At 69.9% G+C, this 16,098-nt stretch carries 13 protein-coding genes; 8 read left to right on the top strand and 5 right to left on the bottom strand.

Annotated features, from left to right (window positions below; genetic code table 11):
* Positions 1–89 precede the first annotated feature (89 nt).
* On the top strand, positions 90–776 hold the full coding sequence (locus AC1DJH_RS23860) for a response regulator (protein WP_472125764.1): 687 nt from the start codon (positions 90–92) through the stop codon (positions 774–776).
* Positions 742–2,727: a sensor histidine kinase gene (locus tag AC1DJH_RS23855; RefSeq protein WP_478187387.1), complete on the top strand. Its 1,986-nt coding sequence runs from the start codon at positions 742–744 to the stop codon at positions 2,725–2,727. Before AC1DJH_RS23860 ends, AC1DJH_RS23855 begins: the two co-directional genes overlap by 35 nt.
* A 140-nt stretch (positions 2,728–2,867) precedes the next feature.
* On the opposite strand, the gene AC1DJH_RS23850 is transcribed toward AC1DJH_RS23855, so the two are convergent.
* Positions 2,868–3,746, bottom strand: a complete 879-nt coding sequence (locus tag AC1DJH_RS23850) for a LysR substrate-binding domain-containing protein (RefSeq protein ID WP_472125758.1) — start codon at positions 3,744–3,746, stop codon at positions 2,868–2,870.
* Between the two features lie 106 nt (positions 3,747–3,852).
* Here AC1DJH_RS23850 and AC1DJH_RS23845 point away from each other — a divergent pair, with 106 nt between their 5' ends.
* From AC1DJH_RS23845 to metC, 4 genes are all read left to right on the top strand, one after another.
* Positions 3,853–4,443 carry a cysteine dioxygenase family protein gene (locus AC1DJH_RS23845; RefSeq protein ID WP_472125755.1) on the top strand — a complete coding sequence of 197 codons (591 nt, stop codon included), beginning with the start codon at positions 3,853–3,855 and terminating at the stop codon, positions 4,441–4,443.
* Between the two features lie 90 nt (positions 4,444–4,533).
* A complete protein-coding gene (locus tag AC1DJH_RS23840) occupies positions 4,534–6,114 on the top strand; it encodes a rhodanese-like domain-containing protein (RefSeq protein ID WP_472125752.1) in 1,581 nt (526 codons plus the stop codon).
* A gap of 152 nt (positions 6,115–6,266) precedes the next feature.
* Entirely contained in the window at positions 6,267–7,220 is a 954-nt protein-coding gene (locus tag AC1DJH_RS23835; protein ID WP_472125750.1) for a Bug family tripartite tricarboxylate transporter substrate binding protein, read from the top strand.
* Between the two features lie 60 nt (positions 7,221–7,280).
* Positions 7,281–8,483: a cystathionine beta-lyase gene (metC, locus tag AC1DJH_RS23830; RefSeq protein ID WP_472125747.1), complete on the top strand. Its 1,203-nt coding sequence runs from the start codon at positions 7,281–7,283 to the stop codon at positions 8,481–8,483.
* Positions 8,484–8,505: 22 nt separating this feature from the next.
* Here the strand turns inward: metC and AC1DJH_RS23825 are convergent, their stop codons facing one another.
* On the bottom strand, positions 8,506–9,156 hold the full coding sequence (locus AC1DJH_RS23825; protein WP_472125744.1) for a TetR/AcrR family transcriptional regulator: 651 nt from the start codon (positions 9,154–9,156) through the stop codon (positions 8,506–8,508).
* Between the two features lie 256 nt (positions 9,157–9,412).
* On the opposite strand from AC1DJH_RS23825, the gene AC1DJH_RS23820 reads away from it, so the two are divergent.
* Both AC1DJH_RS23820 and AC1DJH_RS23815 read left to right on the top strand, forming a co-directional pair.
* Complete coding sequence (locus AC1DJH_RS23820; RefSeq protein ID WP_472125741.1) at positions 9,413–10,678, top strand: acyl-CoA dehydrogenase family protein; 1,266 nt, start codon at positions 9,413–9,415, stop codon at positions 10,676–10,678.
* On the top strand, positions 10,675–11,256 hold the full coding sequence (locus AC1DJH_RS23815) for a flavin reductase family protein (RefSeq protein ID WP_472125738.1): 582 nt from the start codon (positions 10,675–10,677) through the stop codon (positions 11,254–11,256). The genes AC1DJH_RS23820 and AC1DJH_RS23815 overlap by 4 nt, the downstream gene beginning before the upstream one ends.
* A gap of 88 nt (positions 11,257–11,344) precedes the next feature.
* On the opposite strand, the gene AC1DJH_RS23810 is transcribed toward AC1DJH_RS23815, so the two are convergent.
* The 3 genes from AC1DJH_RS23810 to AC1DJH_RS23800 form a co-directional block, all read right to left on the bottom strand.
* Entirely contained in the window at positions 11,345–14,359 is a 3,015-nt protein-coding gene (locus tag AC1DJH_RS23810; protein WP_478187386.1) for an autotransporter outer membrane beta-barrel domain-containing protein, read from the bottom strand.
* Positions 14,360–14,619: 260 nt separating this feature from the next.
* Entirely contained in the window at positions 14,620–15,240 is a 621-nt protein-coding gene (locus AC1DJH_RS23805) for a hypothetical protein (protein ID WP_478187385.1), read from the bottom strand.
* Positions 15,241–15,271: 31 nt separating this feature from the next.
* Positions 15,272–16,063, bottom strand: a complete 792-nt coding sequence (locus tag AC1DJH_RS23800) for a DUF899 domain-containing protein (protein WP_478187384.1) — start codon at positions 16,061–16,063, stop codon at positions 15,272–15,274.
* Positions 16,064–16,098 lie beyond the last annotated feature (35 nt).

Genomic DNA, 16,098 nt, shown 5'->3' with positions numbered 1-16,098 from the left:
TGCACGGGCGGCCTGCGCCGAACGCGTCATTCCGGTGAGCGCGAGGATTCACATTCGGTGACAATCCGGCACCCCCAAAGCCGCCCGCCATGCCGAATCCCCCCGCCTCGCCAACGATCCAGGTCGCCTTCGTCGAAGACGATCCGGAGATCGCCGAGGCGCTGGCGACGGCGATTCGCAGCGCCGACGGCCTGCAACTGCACGGCATGGCCCGCAGCGTGCGCGAGGCGCGCGCGATGCTGGACCTGTCGGCCGCGCAGGTGCTGGTGGTCGACCTGGGCCTCCCCGACGGCTCGGGCGTCGAGGTGATCCGCGCGGCGCAGGTGGCGTGGCCCGACTGCGCCGTGGTGGTCAGCACGTCTTTCGGCGACGAGGCGCTCGTGATGCAGAGCCTGGAGGCCGGCGCCACGGGCTATTTGCTCAAGGACAGTTCGCCGCGCCACATCGTCGAAGAGATCCGCGCCGCGCAAGCCGGCGGCAGCCCGATCAGCCCGCTCATCGCGCGCCAGCTGCTCACGCGCTTCAAGCAGGCGCGCCCCCCCGCAAGCCCTGCGGCCGAAGTGCCCGCCGCAGAACAGGCACAGCTGTCGCCACGCGAGCGGCAAGTGCTGGAGTACATCACCAAGGGCTTCAGCTACGAAGAGATCGCCGGGTTGATGGGCGTGACGCGCAACACCGTGCTGAGCTTCGTGCGGCGCATCTACGCCAAGCTGGAAGTGCGCTCGCAGGTCGAAGCCATCCATGAAGCCCGCAGCCAGGGTCTTCTCGCCCCTTAGGCCAGCCTTCGCGGGCTTGCTGCTGCTGGCCGCCGCCGCGTTTGTCGCGGGGCCGTCCGTCGCCACTGCGCTGGCGGACGCGAACGCGCCGCGCGCACAGCACTTCACCCAGGCGCGCGTACTGACGCAGCCCATCGACGCTCCCTCCGACCCGCTGCCGCGGCAGCCCGACGCAGCTGCGCCGACGGGCGAATGGAAGCAGGTCACCTTGCCCTACACCTGGCCGCGTGCGGTCGTGCCGGCAAGCAGCGCCCAGGAGTGGCTGCGCACCTGGATCGAACTCGACCTGCGCGGCGTGCAGGCACAGGACGCATTTCTCTACCTGCCGCGCTGGCAGACCATCGGGCGCGTCGCGGTCTATGCGGACGACCGGCTGATCTACACGTCGTCCGGCGACACGGTATGGAACAGCTTCAACTTCCCGCTGTGGATGCCGGCTGCTGGCGACGAGGGCCGGGAAACCGGCGCGCCGCGCACCTTGCGCATCCGCATCGACAGCCTCAGGAGCGCCGGCGGCGCGGTCTCCACGGCGTGGGTCGGCCCGAAGGCTGACCTGGAGCCGCGCTTTCGATGGCGCCGCGCGCTGCAATCGGGCATCTCCGAGGTCATGAGCATCGCGGTGATGGGCCTGGGGCTGTTCGCTTTTTCCGTCTGGCTCCTGCGCCGCCGCGAGAGCATCTACCTGCTGTTCGCGCTGTACACACTGTTCATGGTACTGCGCGGGTTGCACTACTACACGGGACTGGAACCACTGCCGATTCCGTCGGCGTGGTTCGGGTGGATCACGGTCAATTCGGTCAACGCGCTGCTGGTGACCTGGTATTTCTTCGTCGCGACACTGGTGCCGCGCGCGCCGCGCTGGGTGGGGCGCGCGCTGCTGGTGCTGCTGGCGCTGTCGTGGACGGTGACGATGCCGCTGCTGCAGGTGCTGCCCGGCATGGATGCATTGGCGCCGCTCTCCTACCTGCTGACGATCCTGGCGGGCATCCCGGCCGTGCTGCTCATTGCGTGGGCCGCCTGGCGGCAAGGCTCGCGCGAGGGCATCCTGGCCTCGTTCGTCGGCATCATCGATCTGCCGGTGGCCATCCACGACTGGCTGATGCAGAACTACTTCGTGAGCCCGGAGGACATCTACCTCTGGCCGGTGTCGACCACGGCGCGCCTGCTGATGTTCATCTACATCATCCTGCGGCGCTACGTCGGCGCGGTCGACGACGTGGAACAGGCCAACGCGCACCTGGCCGAACGCCTGCGGGAACGCGAGGCCGAACTGGCCGTCAACTACGCGCAGTTGCGCGAAGTGCAGCAGCGCGAAACCCTGAGCCGCGAACGCCAGCGGCTGATGCAGGACATCCACGATGGCATGGGCTCGCAGTTGATCAGCGCGTTGAAGGTGGCCGAGGCCGGCAAGCTCAGCGAGCCGCAGATGGCGCTGGTGCTGCGGGAATGCATCGACGACCTGAAGCTCACGGTCGATTCGCTCGAACCCGTCGAGGCCGACCTGCTGCTGTTGCTCGCGACACTGCGTTACCGGCTGCTGCCGCGGCTGCGCGATTCGAGCCTGAGCCTGCGCTGGGAAGTCATCGACGTGCCGCCGCTCGAATGGCTCGATCCGCGCAGTGCGCTTCACATCCTGCGCATCCTGCAGGAGGGGATCTCGAACGTGATGCAGCACGCCGGCGCGACCGAGCTGCGTGTGGCGACAGCGCGGGAGGCGGACGGCGTGGCGGTGGTCCTGCTCGACAACGGCCGTGGCTTCTCTGCGCAGCCCGAGGGCCCCACCGGACACGGACTCTCGAACATGCGGCGCCGGGCACGTGCCATTGGAGGGACGGTGACGTGGGAGGCAGCGCAGGGCGGGACGCGCTTTCGACTGTGGCTTCCCTTGAAGGCGCCGCATCCAGGGCCGCTGACGAAGGGCGCGGACTCCGAGCCGGCTTCGCTGGCCTAGGCGTGAAGGTCCAGCAAGCTGTCGTGGGTCTTGAGGGAGAGGCGAGCGCCAGCAATGGGCCCGGGCCGCCGTTGCTCGCCGTCCGCGACGCGATAGCTGCCCGCTGACAACCAGAAGCCCCTCGCTCAAGCGCGCAGGCGCTACGCCAGCACGTCGGTGCGCGGCAACCTGAGCTGCGTCTTCAACGTCTCGAACACCTGGCGCGTGACCGGGTTCACCACGTGGCTGCGCACATACAGGTGGTAGGCCAGGTCGGGCAGCCGCGGCATGCCGTCGCCGGCGCCCAGCACGCGCAGCCCCGCGTCGAGCTGCTCCACGCCGCGCGCGGTCACACCGAGCCCCGCGCGCAGCGCCGCCTTGATGCCGATCAGGCTCGACGAGGTGTAGCGCGGCGTCCAGGCCACGCCCGCCGCGTCGAGCGCCTCGTGGCCGATGCGCCGGAAGATGCTGGGGCCGTCGGCCATGATGAGCGGCACGGGCTTGGCCGGGTCGTGCACGTAGCTCGCGGCGCACAGCCACACGGTGGGCGAGTTGCGCAGCACCACGCCTTCGAACTGCGACTGCGCGTCGGCGCGGTTGGAGATGATCATGTCGACCTCGCCGCTCTTGAGCGAGGTCATCAGGTAGGGGCTGCGGCCGATGTGAATGTCCAGCTGCAGCAGCGGCGAGGTGCGCGCCACCTCGGTCAGCAGCAGTGGCAGCATGGTCTCGGCCACGTCGTGCGGCGCGCCGATGCGCAGGTTGCCTTCGAGCTGGCCCTGGCGCAGGCTGCGCAGCGCCTCGTCGTTCAGCGCGAGCATGTGGTGCGCATAGGTGAGCAGGCGTTCGCCGTGCTCGGTCAGGCGCTTCTGCCGGCCCTGCTTGGCGAACAGCGGATGGCCGATCTGCTCTTCGAGCCGCTGCATCTGCTGCGTGATGGCCGACTGCGTGCGCTCCAGGTGCACGGCCGCCGCCGCAAAGCTCTGGTGGCTGACGACGGCGGCAAAGGAGCGCAGCAGTTCAAGATCAAGGGTGGCCATACATTAATTTTATTGATGTGTTTCGTGCGCTGCTTGGATTGTTGCGTCACGCCGCCGTCACTACAGTGAATGCATACCGAACAGGCAACCCCACTGGAGAACACGCATGAGCACCCCTTCCGAGCAACGCCAGCAGGCGGTCGCGGCATCCATCGGCGAGATGAAGAAAGCCATCGGCGGCGCTGAAGCGACCCGCGAGCACCTGAAGACCGTGCTCGCTGCGCTCGAAGGCCTGGCCGCGCACACCGCCTACTGGGGCGCCGCCGACTTCCCGCCGCCCGAGGCCGGCGAGCACCAGGCGCGCTACCTCATTGCCGAAGACGCGGACCAGAGCTATGCGCTCTACCTGAACGTGATGCGCCCGGGCAAGAAGATCGTGCCGCACAACCACACGACCTGGGCCTGCATCGCGGCCGTGGAAGGCACCGAGCACAACCGCGTGTACGAGCGCACCGACGACGCCAGCGTGCCGGGCGTGGGCACGCTGAAGGAAACGGCGCTGGTCGTCGTGGCACCGGGAACGGGCATTGCGCTGATGCCCGAGGACATCCACTCGGTCGAGATCCAGGGCGAGCAGGTCATTCGCCACCTGCACATGTACGGCCGTGCGCTCGAAACGCTGAACCGGCGCACCGCATACGACATGGCCGCGGGCACGTACCAGACCATGGGCATCGGCGTGCAGACGCGCCGCTAGTCCGCTTCTCTTTTTCACGTTCTTTTTCTTCATGCGGGTCGCGCGCTGCGCGGCCGCGCAGGACACCGTTCGTTCCACCGACTCGCTCTCATGACCTCTTTCATCGACCCGAAGACCCTCAAGGCCTGGCTGCACGACGGCGCGGAGATTGCGCTGCTCGACGTGCGCGAGCACGGCCAGTACGGCGAGGCGCACCTGTTCTACGGCATTCCCCTGCCCTTCAGCCGGCTGGAGCTCGATGCGCCGCGGCTGGTGCCGCGACGCAGCACGCGTGTGGTGGCTTACGACGAAGGCGCGGAAGACAACGTGGCGCAGCGCGCCGCCGCGCAGCTGGCCGCGCTGGGCTACACCGACGTGCATGTGCTGCAAGGCGGCGCGCAGGCCTGGCAGGCCGCGGGCTACGTGCTCTTCGCGGGCGTGAACCTGCCCTCGAAGACCTTCGGCGAACTGGCCGAGGAGGTCTATCACACGCCCCGCGTCAGCGCCGACCAGCTCGCCGAGATGCTGGCGCGCAACGACCGCGTGGTCGTGCTCGATGGCCGGCCGGTGAGCGAGTTCCACAAGATGAACATCCCGAGCGCCACCTGCTGCCCCAACGGCGAGCTGGCCTACCGCGTGCGCCAGCTGGTGCCCGACACCACCACGCCCATCGTCATCAATTGCGCGGGGCGCACGCGCAGCATCATCGGCGCGCAGACGCTCATCAACCTGGGGCTGCCCAACCCGGTGTACGCGCTGGAGAACGGCACGCAGGGCTGGTACCTGAACGACCACGTGCTGGAGCACGGCGGCACGCGCCGCTATGCAGACGACAGCGGCAACGCCGAGCTGCGCCCCGCCGCGCAGGCACTGGCCGCGCGCTTCGGCGTGCCGGTGGTGAATGCGCAGACGGTGCAGCAGTGGGCCGCCGACGCAGGCCGCAGCCTGTTCCTGTGCGACGTGCGCACGCCGGAGGAGTTCGCGGCCGGCAGCCTGCCGGGGGCGCAGCACACGCCGGGCGGGCAGCTGATGCAGGCGGGCGACCAGTACTTCGGCGTGCGCGGTGCGCGGCTGGTGCTGCTGGACGACGACGGTGTGCGCGCGCCCACCATCGCGAGCTGGCTGCGGCAGATGGGCCATGACGCGAGCGTGCTCGAAGGCGGGCTGGCCAGCGGGCTGGCGCTGGCGCCAGCGGCGCCGCCGGCCGCCCCCGCGCTGGCCACCATCGACGCGCAGGCACTGGCCGCGCGCCTGGAGAAGAACGACGTGGCGCTGGTCGACCTGCGCGGCAGCATGCCGTTTCGCGCGGGCCACATTCCGCAGGCGCGCTGGTCGATCCGTCCGCGCCTGGCCGCCGACGTGAAGAACGAGACGCGCCAGCTGGTGCTGGTGGCCGACGACGCGGCGCTCGCGGCATGGACGGCGGCCTCCGAGCTGGCCGGCGCCCCTGCGCCGCTGCTGCTGAAGGGCGGCATGGCCGCGTGGCGCGCCGCCGGCCTGCCGGTCGAGGCCACGCCCGCGCTGCCCGCCGACAGCGACTGCATCGACTACCTGTTCTTCGTGCACGACCGGCACGACGGCAACAAGGAAGCCGCGCGCCGCTACCTGGCATGGGAGACGGGCCTTGTCGCGCAGCTCGATGCGCAGGAGAAGGCCGCGTTTCGATTGCCCGCAGGCGCATCGCACGCATGAGCGCGCGGGTGCTGCCGCACCCGCAACCCGAGTTCAACGCACCGCAGTTTCTGTTCGTCCTTGTCCGTTCCTATTTCAGGAGTCCTGTCATGTCGTCTGTCAGCCGCACCTCACCGCTTGTTCGCCTTGCCCGTCTAGCAATTGCCGCATGGATGGCCGCACTCGCCCTGCAGCCCGCCAGCGCGCAGCCGCTGCCCGCCCGCAACGGCTTCCCGTCGCAGACGGTGAAGTTCATCTCGCCCTTCCCGCCCGGCGGCGGCAACGACGCGACCGCGCGCCTGGTGACCACGCGGCTGCCCGAAATCATGGGACAGGCCGCCGTGGTCGACAACCGGGGCGGCGCGGGCGGCAACATCGGCGCCAAGGCCGTGGCCGACGCGAAGCCCGACGGCTACACCCTGCTCACCTCGCAGGTGTCGATCATGGCCGTCAACCCCACGCTGTATGCGCAGGCCGGCTTCGACCCGGTCAAGAACTTCATTCCCATCACGCAGATCAATGCCGCGCCGCTCGCGCTGGTGGTCGATGCCAACTCGCCGCTCAAGAGCTTTGCCGACCTGGCCGCCAAGGCCAAGGCGAGCCCCGGCAAGGTGACCTATGCGACGCCGGGCAACGGCACGCTGTCGCACCTGGTCGGCGTGGTGCTGGCGAAGGACAAGGGCGTGGAGATGACGCACGTGCCCTACAAGGGCGCCGGCCCCGCGCTGACCGACCTGCTCGGCGGCCAGGTCGACGTGCTGGTCACCTCCACCGCCTCGGTGTCGGGGCTGGTGCAGAACGGCAAGCTGCGCGTGCTGGCCGTGACCAGCCCGCGGCGCATCGGCGTGTTCGCCAAGGTGCCGACGCTCGAGGAGCTGGGCTACGCCGGCGCGCGCTTCGAGGACTGGTACGGTTTCTTCGCACCGGCCGGCACGCCGCCCGAACGCGTGGCCTACCTGAACGAAGCCATCGTGCGCACGCTGCACCTGCCCGAGGTGACCAAGCTGGTGACGGACGGCGGCAGCGAGGTGGTCGCCAATTCGCCGGAAGCCTTTGCCGCGCAGATGCGCCAGGACATCGAACGCTGGTCGCGCATCGTCAAACTCTCCGGTGCCCGTGCGGATTGACCGCGGATTGAAGCAACATGGCGGCCTGACCCCTCCCCGCGAACCCACCCCACGCGACCCATGACCACGCCCGACCCGCACAACGCGCCCCCAGACCTCGCACCCGGCACGCGACTCACGCGCACGGGCAAGAGCCCGTCGTATGCCGGCGGCTCGCCCGTCAACACGCCGCTGGTGCGCGCGAGCACCGTGCTGTTCGACAGCGTGGCCGCCATGCGCGACGCACGCGCGCGGCGCGACGACGAGCGCATCTTCAGCTACGGCGCGCGCGGCACGCCGACCACCTTCGCGCTCGAGGACGCGGTGAGCGAGCTCGAAGGCGCGCACCGCACGCGGCTGTTCCCCACGGGCCTGGCGGCCATCGGCATGGTGCTGCTGTCGTACCTGAAGCCGGGCGACCACGTGCTCATGTCCGACAGCGTGTACGAGCCCACGCGCAACCTGGTGCATTCGTTCCTGGAGCCCTACGGCATTCGCAGCACCTTCTTCGCGGCGGACGGCAGCGGCATCGAGGACCTGTTCGAACCGACCACGCGGCTGGTGTATGCCGAGTGCCCCGGCTCGCTGGTCTACGAGATGTGCGACCTGCCCCGGCTGGCCGAACTCGCGCATGCGCGCGGCGCGCTGCTGGCGGCCGACAACACCTGGGGTTCGGGCCTGCAGTACCGCCCGCTCGCGCTGGGCGCGGACATCTCGACCATGGCCGCGACCAAGTACCTGTCGGGCCACTCCGACGTGATGATGGGCACCGTGGCCACGACAGAGGCCGCATGGCGGCCGCTGAACGAACGCTGCGACGCGTTCGGCATGACGGTGAGCCCCGACGACGCGTGGCTGGTGCTGCGCGGCATCCGCACGCTGTCGGCACGGCTGCAGATGCACGAGCGCCACGCGCTGGAGGTGGCGCACTGGCTGGAGCAGCGGCCTGAAGTGGCCACCGTGTTCTGTCCGGCGCTGCCGCAGCATCCGGGGCATGCGATCTGGCAGCGCGATTGCAGCGGCACCAACGGGCTGCTGTCGATCGAACTGCAGCCGGGCATCGAGAGTGCCGCGGTCGAACGCTTCGTCGATGCGCTCACGCTGTTCGGGCGCGGCTCGTCCTGGGGCGGCTACGAAAGCCTGGTGGCCTGGACCCACATGCGCGCGGCGCGCAGCGTGACGGACTGGAGCGGGCGCGGGGCGGTGGTGCGGCTGCATGTCGGGCTGGAGGCGCCCGTGGACCTGATGGCCGACCTGGCGCGTGGGTTCGCGGCCATGCGATGAAGGGCCGGTTCGACGCGCCCTTTCATCCTTCGCGCACAGGCAGGCTCGCCACGTGCGCGCGAGAAAATTCCACCCCCTTGCGGCACATCGCAAGGTCGCACCCCAGGCTGCGCAGCCCCATGTGGACGGCCGCGTCAATGTAGCCCTCGGGTTCGACCACGCCGCGTCGCACCGCCTGGATGGTGCCAGCCGAAGCACCCTTCAGAAAGTCTGTCGCGGCCTCGACGTTTTCCACCTCGAACTGCCCGCGGTCGCGCCCCATGGCCAGGTCGGCGGACATGTACCGGTCCACCAGCGAGCCGTGCGGCCACACGTCCATGCGAATCAGGAACTCGGTGTGCTTGGGGTCCTGCAGCGAGCGCACGAGGTACAGCCGGAAGCCGACGGAAAAGCGCTGCCAGGGTTCTCTCAGGAAGTCGTAGACGGGCAGGATGTCGGTCATGAGAGCGTCGCTCATCGCGATGCCGGCGGCCACGACCGCGGCGTCCAGCGACTCGAAGTAGCGATAGAAAGTGCCGCGCGAAATCCCCGCCTCGCGCGCCACGTCCTCGATGCCCGGAATGGCGCTCACCCGTTCGGTGAATGTGCGCGCCGTCGCCTCGAGAATCCGCGCCCGCATGAGCGCGCGGCGCTTCTCGGCCACTTCGGGACGGTGATCGAAGGTGTCCGCCATCGGTGCGTTCCTGCTTCTTTTTTCGGGTGAATCCGGGTCGCCGAATATAGGTTCGGTTGTGCTGTCGCACCATCGGCATGCACCCGATCGGACACTCCGTCAGGATGACGAATCGTCATTTGCACGTAGGGAAACGGATGTGGCTGGCATGCGGGCCCGGCGCTAGATTCAACGCATCGATGCGCATCGATTTCACGAAGCCGGGCAGGGCATGCCGCCTTGCCCCGGGGTACATCACGTCATTCGAGGAATCCACATGCTCACCACTGCCACGCCCCCTGTCGCCGCAAGCTCTGTTTCCCGCAAGCAGCCGGCGGTCAACGTCGACGAATGGGTGCGACCGAACCGCGAAATCATCGAGCGCGCCACCCGCCTCGTGCCGCTGATCCGCGAGCACGCGGCAAGAACGTCCGAAGACCGCCAGGTCGCGCCCGCCGTCATGCAGGCCATCGAGCAGGCGGGCCTATTCAGGCTGCTGGTGCCCAAGCGCTATGGCGGTCTCGGCACCAACCTGCGCACCATGATGGAAACGGTGGCCGAGGTCGGGCGCGGCGACGGTTCCACGTCGTGGGCAGTCGCGCTGCTCAACGTGTGCACCTGGTTCGCCACCACCTACTCTCAGCGCGCCCAGGACGAGGTCTTCGGCGAGAACCCGAACGCCAAGTGCTGCGGCATCTTCACGCCGGGGACCAAGGCCGAGCGCGTGGAAGGCGGCTACATGGTCAGCGGCCGGTGGGCCTACGCGTCGGGTTCGTTCGCGGCCGACTGGGGCACGCTGGGGATGTTCCTGCCAAATCCGGAGGGTGGTGCCGAAGGCGGCTTCACGCCGGCGCTGGGCCTCATTCCGGCGTCCGCATGGACGATCGAGGACACCTGGTTCGTCACCGGCATGAAGGGCTCGGGCAGCAACACCATCGTGGTGGTCGATCACTTCGTGCCCGACCATCGCATCCAGACCTTCGCCGACCTGATGGAGGCCAGATTCGCCACCCCGCACCAGGACACCGAGCCGCTGGCCAACATGGTGTTCGTGCCGGTTGCGGCGCTGGTGCTGGTGGGCGCGCAACTCGGCCTGGGGCGGGCCATGATGGACCTGACGCTGGAGCGGCTGCCGAACAAGCCGGTGGCGTACACCACCTATGCGCAGTCGAAGAACTCGCCCACGCATCAGCTCGCCGTGGCCTCGGCCGACACCAAGATCGATCTGGCCTACCTGCTGATGCAGCGCGCCTGCGCGGACATCGACGGCGCGGCGGCGCGCGGCGAGGTGATGTCGCTGCTGCAGCGCGGGCGCGTGCGCAACGACACCGGGCACATCTTCGCGCTCGTGAAAGAGGCCTTCGACATCCTGATGACGGCCAACGGCGCGGGCGCGTTCGCGGAACCGAACATCATGAACAAGCTCTGGCGCGACAGCGAGATCGCCGGTCGGCATGCCTACGTCACGACCGAAGTGGGCAAGGAGGCCTACGGCCGGTTGCTGCTGGGGGCGGACGGCGGCATTCCCCTGGTGGCGCTGTGAGCCGCGCAGCGCAGGTCGCGGCCACGCCGCCTTCGGCACTGCATGCCACGCGGCCGCTGTTCGCCCGGACGATCGAGCGCGCGTCCCCCGTGGCGCGCGAAGCACTCGGCCACGATTTCAAGGCGGGCATGCGAAGGCTCGCGGCCGGTGTATGCGTGATCACCACCGTCGACGAGGGCCGCTTCCTGGGCTGCACGGCCACGGCGGTCACCTCGGTGTCGGCCGAGCCGCCCACGCTGCTGGTCTGCCTCAACCAGGCATCGCGAACGCACGCCGCCGTCATTCGCGCGGGGTTCTTCGGCGTGAGCGTGCTGTCGGCGGGGGACGAGCAGATGGCGCGCGATTTCGCCGGCATGAACGCCGTGCCCGACCGCTTCTGGGACGACGGCTGGACGACGCTGCATTCGGGCGTACCCGTGCTGAGCAACCGGGCAGCCGCGTTCGATTGCCGGGTGTCGACGGCCACGGCCGTCGCCTCGCACACGGTGATCTTCGGCGAGGTGGTCAGCGCGCGGCAGCAGGCCGGCAGCTTGCTGGTGTACGCGGGAGGGCGGTTCATCCAGGTGCCCGCGCAGTGAAAAGCGCGGCATGTGTGCACATGCGCGCATGGCAGCACGTGGTCCCGGCGGCCAGCGCCGGGGCGCTTCGATCAGCGCATGCTCACCATCACCAGCGCACCTTCACGCCCAGGCTCGCCTGCACGCTGCCCTTCGTGCGCGTGTCCCCGCCCGAAGCCCACAGCTTGCCCAGCTCCGCATAGACGCTGGTGCTTTCGGTGAGCTGCAGCGTGGCGCCGCCTGCCAGTTCGGTGCTGGTGCCACCCGTGCGCGTGGCGATGTCGGTGTACGCAGCGGGGCCGACGAACCGGGTGATGTCCGTGCCGCTGCCGCTGCGATAGACGTTGAAGCGCACATAGGGCTGCAGCAGGCCAACGCCCGTCGCGATCTCGCCCTTGACCCGCACCCCAGCGCGCACCAGCCAGCCGTTGTGGCTGTTCTGCTGCACCAGGGCGCCGGCGATGCCGGTGTCGTCCAGGCTCACGCGCTGGTGCACCAGCTGCAGCTGCGGCTCGATGGTCCAGTTCGGCGCGATGGCGAAGGCCTGGCCGACCTCGACGGAGGCCAGCAGGCTGTCGCCCTTGCCCGAGCTGCCGAAGCCCAGCGTGGGCGACACGGTGTAGCGGTGGCGCCCGGCCTGCAGCACGCCGTCGACGTACAGGCCGCCCTCGTTCTTCCAGGTGGCGTACGCGCCGAAGAACTGGCTGCGCAGGTCGTTGGAGCCGCTCGCATAGTTCTGCAGGCCGTTGGCGAAGCCGGTCACGCGCATGTCGCCGTCGAGCTGGCCGACGTACACACCCACGCGCCAGTTCGGGTCGGCCCACAGGTCGGTGCCGGCCTGGAAGCCGGTGAGGCGCCCGTCGCTGGTGGGGCTGACGGTGCCGGCCTGCGAGATGGTGCGGTCGGTGCTGATGATGCGGGCCCACGCCTGGCGGTAGCCCTGCTCCGGCGAGGCGGTGTTGGCGCCGTTCGGGCCGTCGTCGCCCACGCGCTGGTGCAGGTTGCCCAGCATCGACAGGTTGGCCTGGCGCAGCTGTTCGGGCAGCGCCGCATACAGGGGCACTTCGGTGCGATAGGTGGGCACGACCGCGCCGTTGGCCGTGGTGCTGGAGCGCAGGTACCAGTTCTCGCCCGCGCCGCTCGCGTCGGCGGCGTACAGCCGGTACTGGTAGGCGCCCGCATCAACGTGGCCGCCGGCGAGGCTGAAGGCGCTCTTGGTGGTTTGCGCGGTGGTGGTGGCGCCGTTCAGGGCGCTGATGATCTCGATGCCGCTGCCGGTGGTCAGCGCACCCAGGCCGCCCAGGTTGACGATCTGCACGCTGGTCGTGCCGCTGGCAATCGCGGTGCTGCCGTTCAGGATGAGCCGGTCGCTCGCGCTGGCGCTGCCGCCCAGCGCCGTGCCCAGGCGCAGCGTGCCGCCGTTGCCCGCCCAGGGGCCGTTGACCGTGAGGGTGGTGCCGGGCGCGCTGCCCACCAGCGACACGACGCCGCTGTTGGCGACGGACGCCACGGCCTGACTGTTGCCGGCCAGGTCCAGCGTGGCGCCCGAGGCCACCGTGAAGGCGCTGGCGCTGCTGAGCGTGTTGGCCGCGGCGGCGCGCAAGGTGCCGGCCGCGACGTTGGTGGCGCCGGCATAGGTGTTGGCGCCGCTCAGCGTCAACACGCCCGCGCCGGCCTTCACCAGGCCGCTGGTGCCCGAAATGGGGCCTGTCCAGCTCAGGCTGCGGCCGTTGGTGTCGACGGTGCCCGTGCCGCCCAGCAGCAAGGCATTGCCCACGACCAGGCCGTCGGCGCCGGCGATCACGCTGGCGGTGGCGCCGGTGTCGATGGCAATGGCGCCCGACATCGCCGAGCCGGAGTTCAGCGTGAGGCTGTTGCTGCCGCCGGTGAATTCCACGGCCGAGGCACGGGTCACGCCGTCGCCACCCAGCCCGCCGGTGATGGTGCCGCTGTTGGCGAGGGCGAGGTTGGCGCCCGCCACGCCCACGCCCCCCACGCCGTTCGCGCCGTTGGGCCCGCCGTTGTTGTTGACACCGCCTGCCCCGCCGGCACCGCCCGCGATGGTGCCGGTGTTGGTGATGGTGGCCGCGGTGCCGGTGGACGACAGGCCGATGCCGCCATCGCCGCCTGCGCCCGGCGCGCCGGTGCCGGTCGCGCCACCGCCGCCCGCACCGCCGGCACCCCCTGCGCCGCCCGTGATCTGGCCGGTGTTGACCACGGTGACGGCGCTGCCGGCCAGCGTGGCACCGATGCCGCCCGCGCCGCCGCCGCCGCCCGAGGCGTTGAGCTGGCTGGGCAGCAGGTTGGTCCCGCCGGCACCGCCGGTGCCCGCAGCGATGGTGCCGGTGTTGGTGAAAGTGAGCCCTGGCGTTGTGGTGTTCAGGTAAAAACCGCCGCCGCCGCTGCCACCGCCGCCGGCCTGCGAAAACGCGTCGCCGCCGTTGCCGCCCGCGCCGCCGATGGACGCGCCGGTGGCCGTGTAGCTGCCCAGGGGCGCGCTCAGGATCGAGCCGTACCCGCCGGCGCCGCCGCCGCCGGCGGCCCAGTAGCCGTTGCCCCCCGCACCGCCGTTGCCGCCGGTGTAGCTGTTGGTGGACGAGGTGACGCTGTTGGCGATCGACGAACCCTGGAAGCCGCCCCCGCCGCCGCCGCCGTAGCCGTTGCCGTTGAGTGCGTCGCCGGTCTGCGCCTGGCCGGCACCGCCGTTGTCGCCCTGCAGCGCGCCCGGGCCGACGACGTTGCTGGTGGTGCCCGCCGCCCCACCCGTGCCCGCGGTGGCGCCGACGAACGTGCCGATGTTGGCCGCAGACCCGGCCGTGACGCCCGTGGGCGTCGACGACCCGCCGGCGCCGCCGCTCGCGTTGACCGTGGTGTCGTTGAGCCCGCCATTGCCGCCGGTGCCGTTGCTGCCGCCGGCACCGGCGTTCAGCGTCGGGTTGCCCACGGGCTGTCCGCCTGCGCCGCCGGCCGCCAGTGCCGGCCCGGAACACAGGAGCACGACCGCCACGGCCACCGCCGTGCCGGTGCCCGAACGGGAAGACCGCGCATGGCCGCGCGAGGTTTCGGGTGCGGCGACCCAGGTAGCGAGCGTTGGATTCCAAAGCGTCCGAAAGATCTTGTTCATGGTTTCAACTTGTTCGTTACCTGATCGGGCAGGCGCCCGCATGCAGCAGCAGCAATTGCTTGCCCCCCTCCACACGCTGTCGATTTCGAAATACAAGTCAAAAATGTAAGCACGCGTACCAAGCGGCGATATGCCTGAAACCGGGTACCCCCTCGTGCACCGGAATGCCGGTTTTGACCGCGCGCTGCGTCTCACGGACCGCCCTGGGTCGCGGCCTACCCTGAAATGCATCAAGGAGTAACCAATGTTTCTTGATGGGTTCAAAAGTACCCAGTTGAAGGCGGTGCCGACGAGACCTTGCGCCTGAAATGACGCAGCCATCCCGCCCCCGCGCCGACGCCGCGGCACACCCCCGTGGCGATCAGGCCCGTCACTGCGAGCATGGCAGCGGTGTGAACGCCAACCGCCGCGAGCGCCAGCAGCAGCGGGCCCGGTGCGGCGAACTCTGGTGCCGCCGGTGCGCTGCCCATGCACAGCGGCACCCATGCCGGCACGAGCATCAGGCCGGCGCCGTGCGCGGTAGACATCATGAAAGACCAGAGCGCCAGTCCGGCATGGCCGACGGGCCCGACGCGGGGTGCGCAAACCCGCCGCCTGCCTTTGCGCCCCGCCAGGTGCACCGCCGCCGCGACGGCAAGCAGCACGCCCGCCAGAACCTGCAGCAGCACGCGGTCCAGCGACTGCCCGAGCGCCACCGAGGCAGCCACCAGCGCGACCGACGCGGCATGCCCGAGCGCAATGGGCACCAGCGCCCGCAACGCCTGCGCCCGGTCGCTCGACCACAGTCCCCAGGCAGCGGCGAACATCCATCCGGTGGCGGGGTTGAGCCCGTGCAGCGCACCCGCCCCGGCGACCGCCAGCCAAGTCCACAGGCTTGCCATGACGCTCTCGCGTGTCCGGGCCGGCAGCGCTTCAGGCGTGCGCGCCGCTGCAGCACGAACCGGCCGCGGCGGTCGATTTCGTGGCCTGCACCGGCTCGTAGCGGTCGTGGTGGCGCACCCACTCCATCTTGTGGGGCACGTCGCGCTCGCCGCGGCCCCGGGGCACGAGGTCCATCATCGGGTACGCACCCATCATCACTTCCACGCCGCGGCCGTAGGTCGAGTAGGTGTGGAAGACATCGCCCGCGTCGTCCCTGTAGAACACGCTGACGCCGGGCGCCTCTTCCGCCGGGAAGGACTGCATGCGGTAGTTGTAGTCCACCTGGCCGGAGGCCAATTCTTCGGGCGTGAAGCTCACGCCGAAGTCGTGGTTGAAGTCGCTGCCGTGCGACGAGACCCAGTCGAAGCGCCAGCCCATGCGTTCGCGAAAGCGCTGGATCTGGGCCAGCGGCGCGCGCGAGATCGCGACGAAGCTGATGTCGCGCTGCGCCAGGTGCACGTTCATGCCGTCGGCGTGGTCCGCCATGAAGGAACAGCTCGGGCACCCCTGCGCCCAGTCCGGCCCCAGCATGAAGTGCTGCACCAGCAGCTGGCGGCGGCCGTCGAACAGTTCGGCGAGCGTGCGCCGGCCCTGCGGCGTGTCGAACACGTAGGGCTTGTCGACGCGCTCCCACGGCAACGCACGGCGCTCGCGGGCCACCTGGTCGTGCAGGCGCATCAGCTCCTTTTCGCGCGCGAGCAGCGCCTTGCGTTCGGTCAGCCACCGATCGCCAGCCACCACGGCGTGGTTCGCGGTGCTTGCTTCGGTCACGGTCGTGTTCATGGAAGGCTCCTTGTGACGAATGAATGCGCGGTCGG

This window comes from Variovorax sp. 10N412, assembly GCF_056394985.1.
This window is presented reverse-complemented; position numbering and strand designations above follow the sequence as displayed.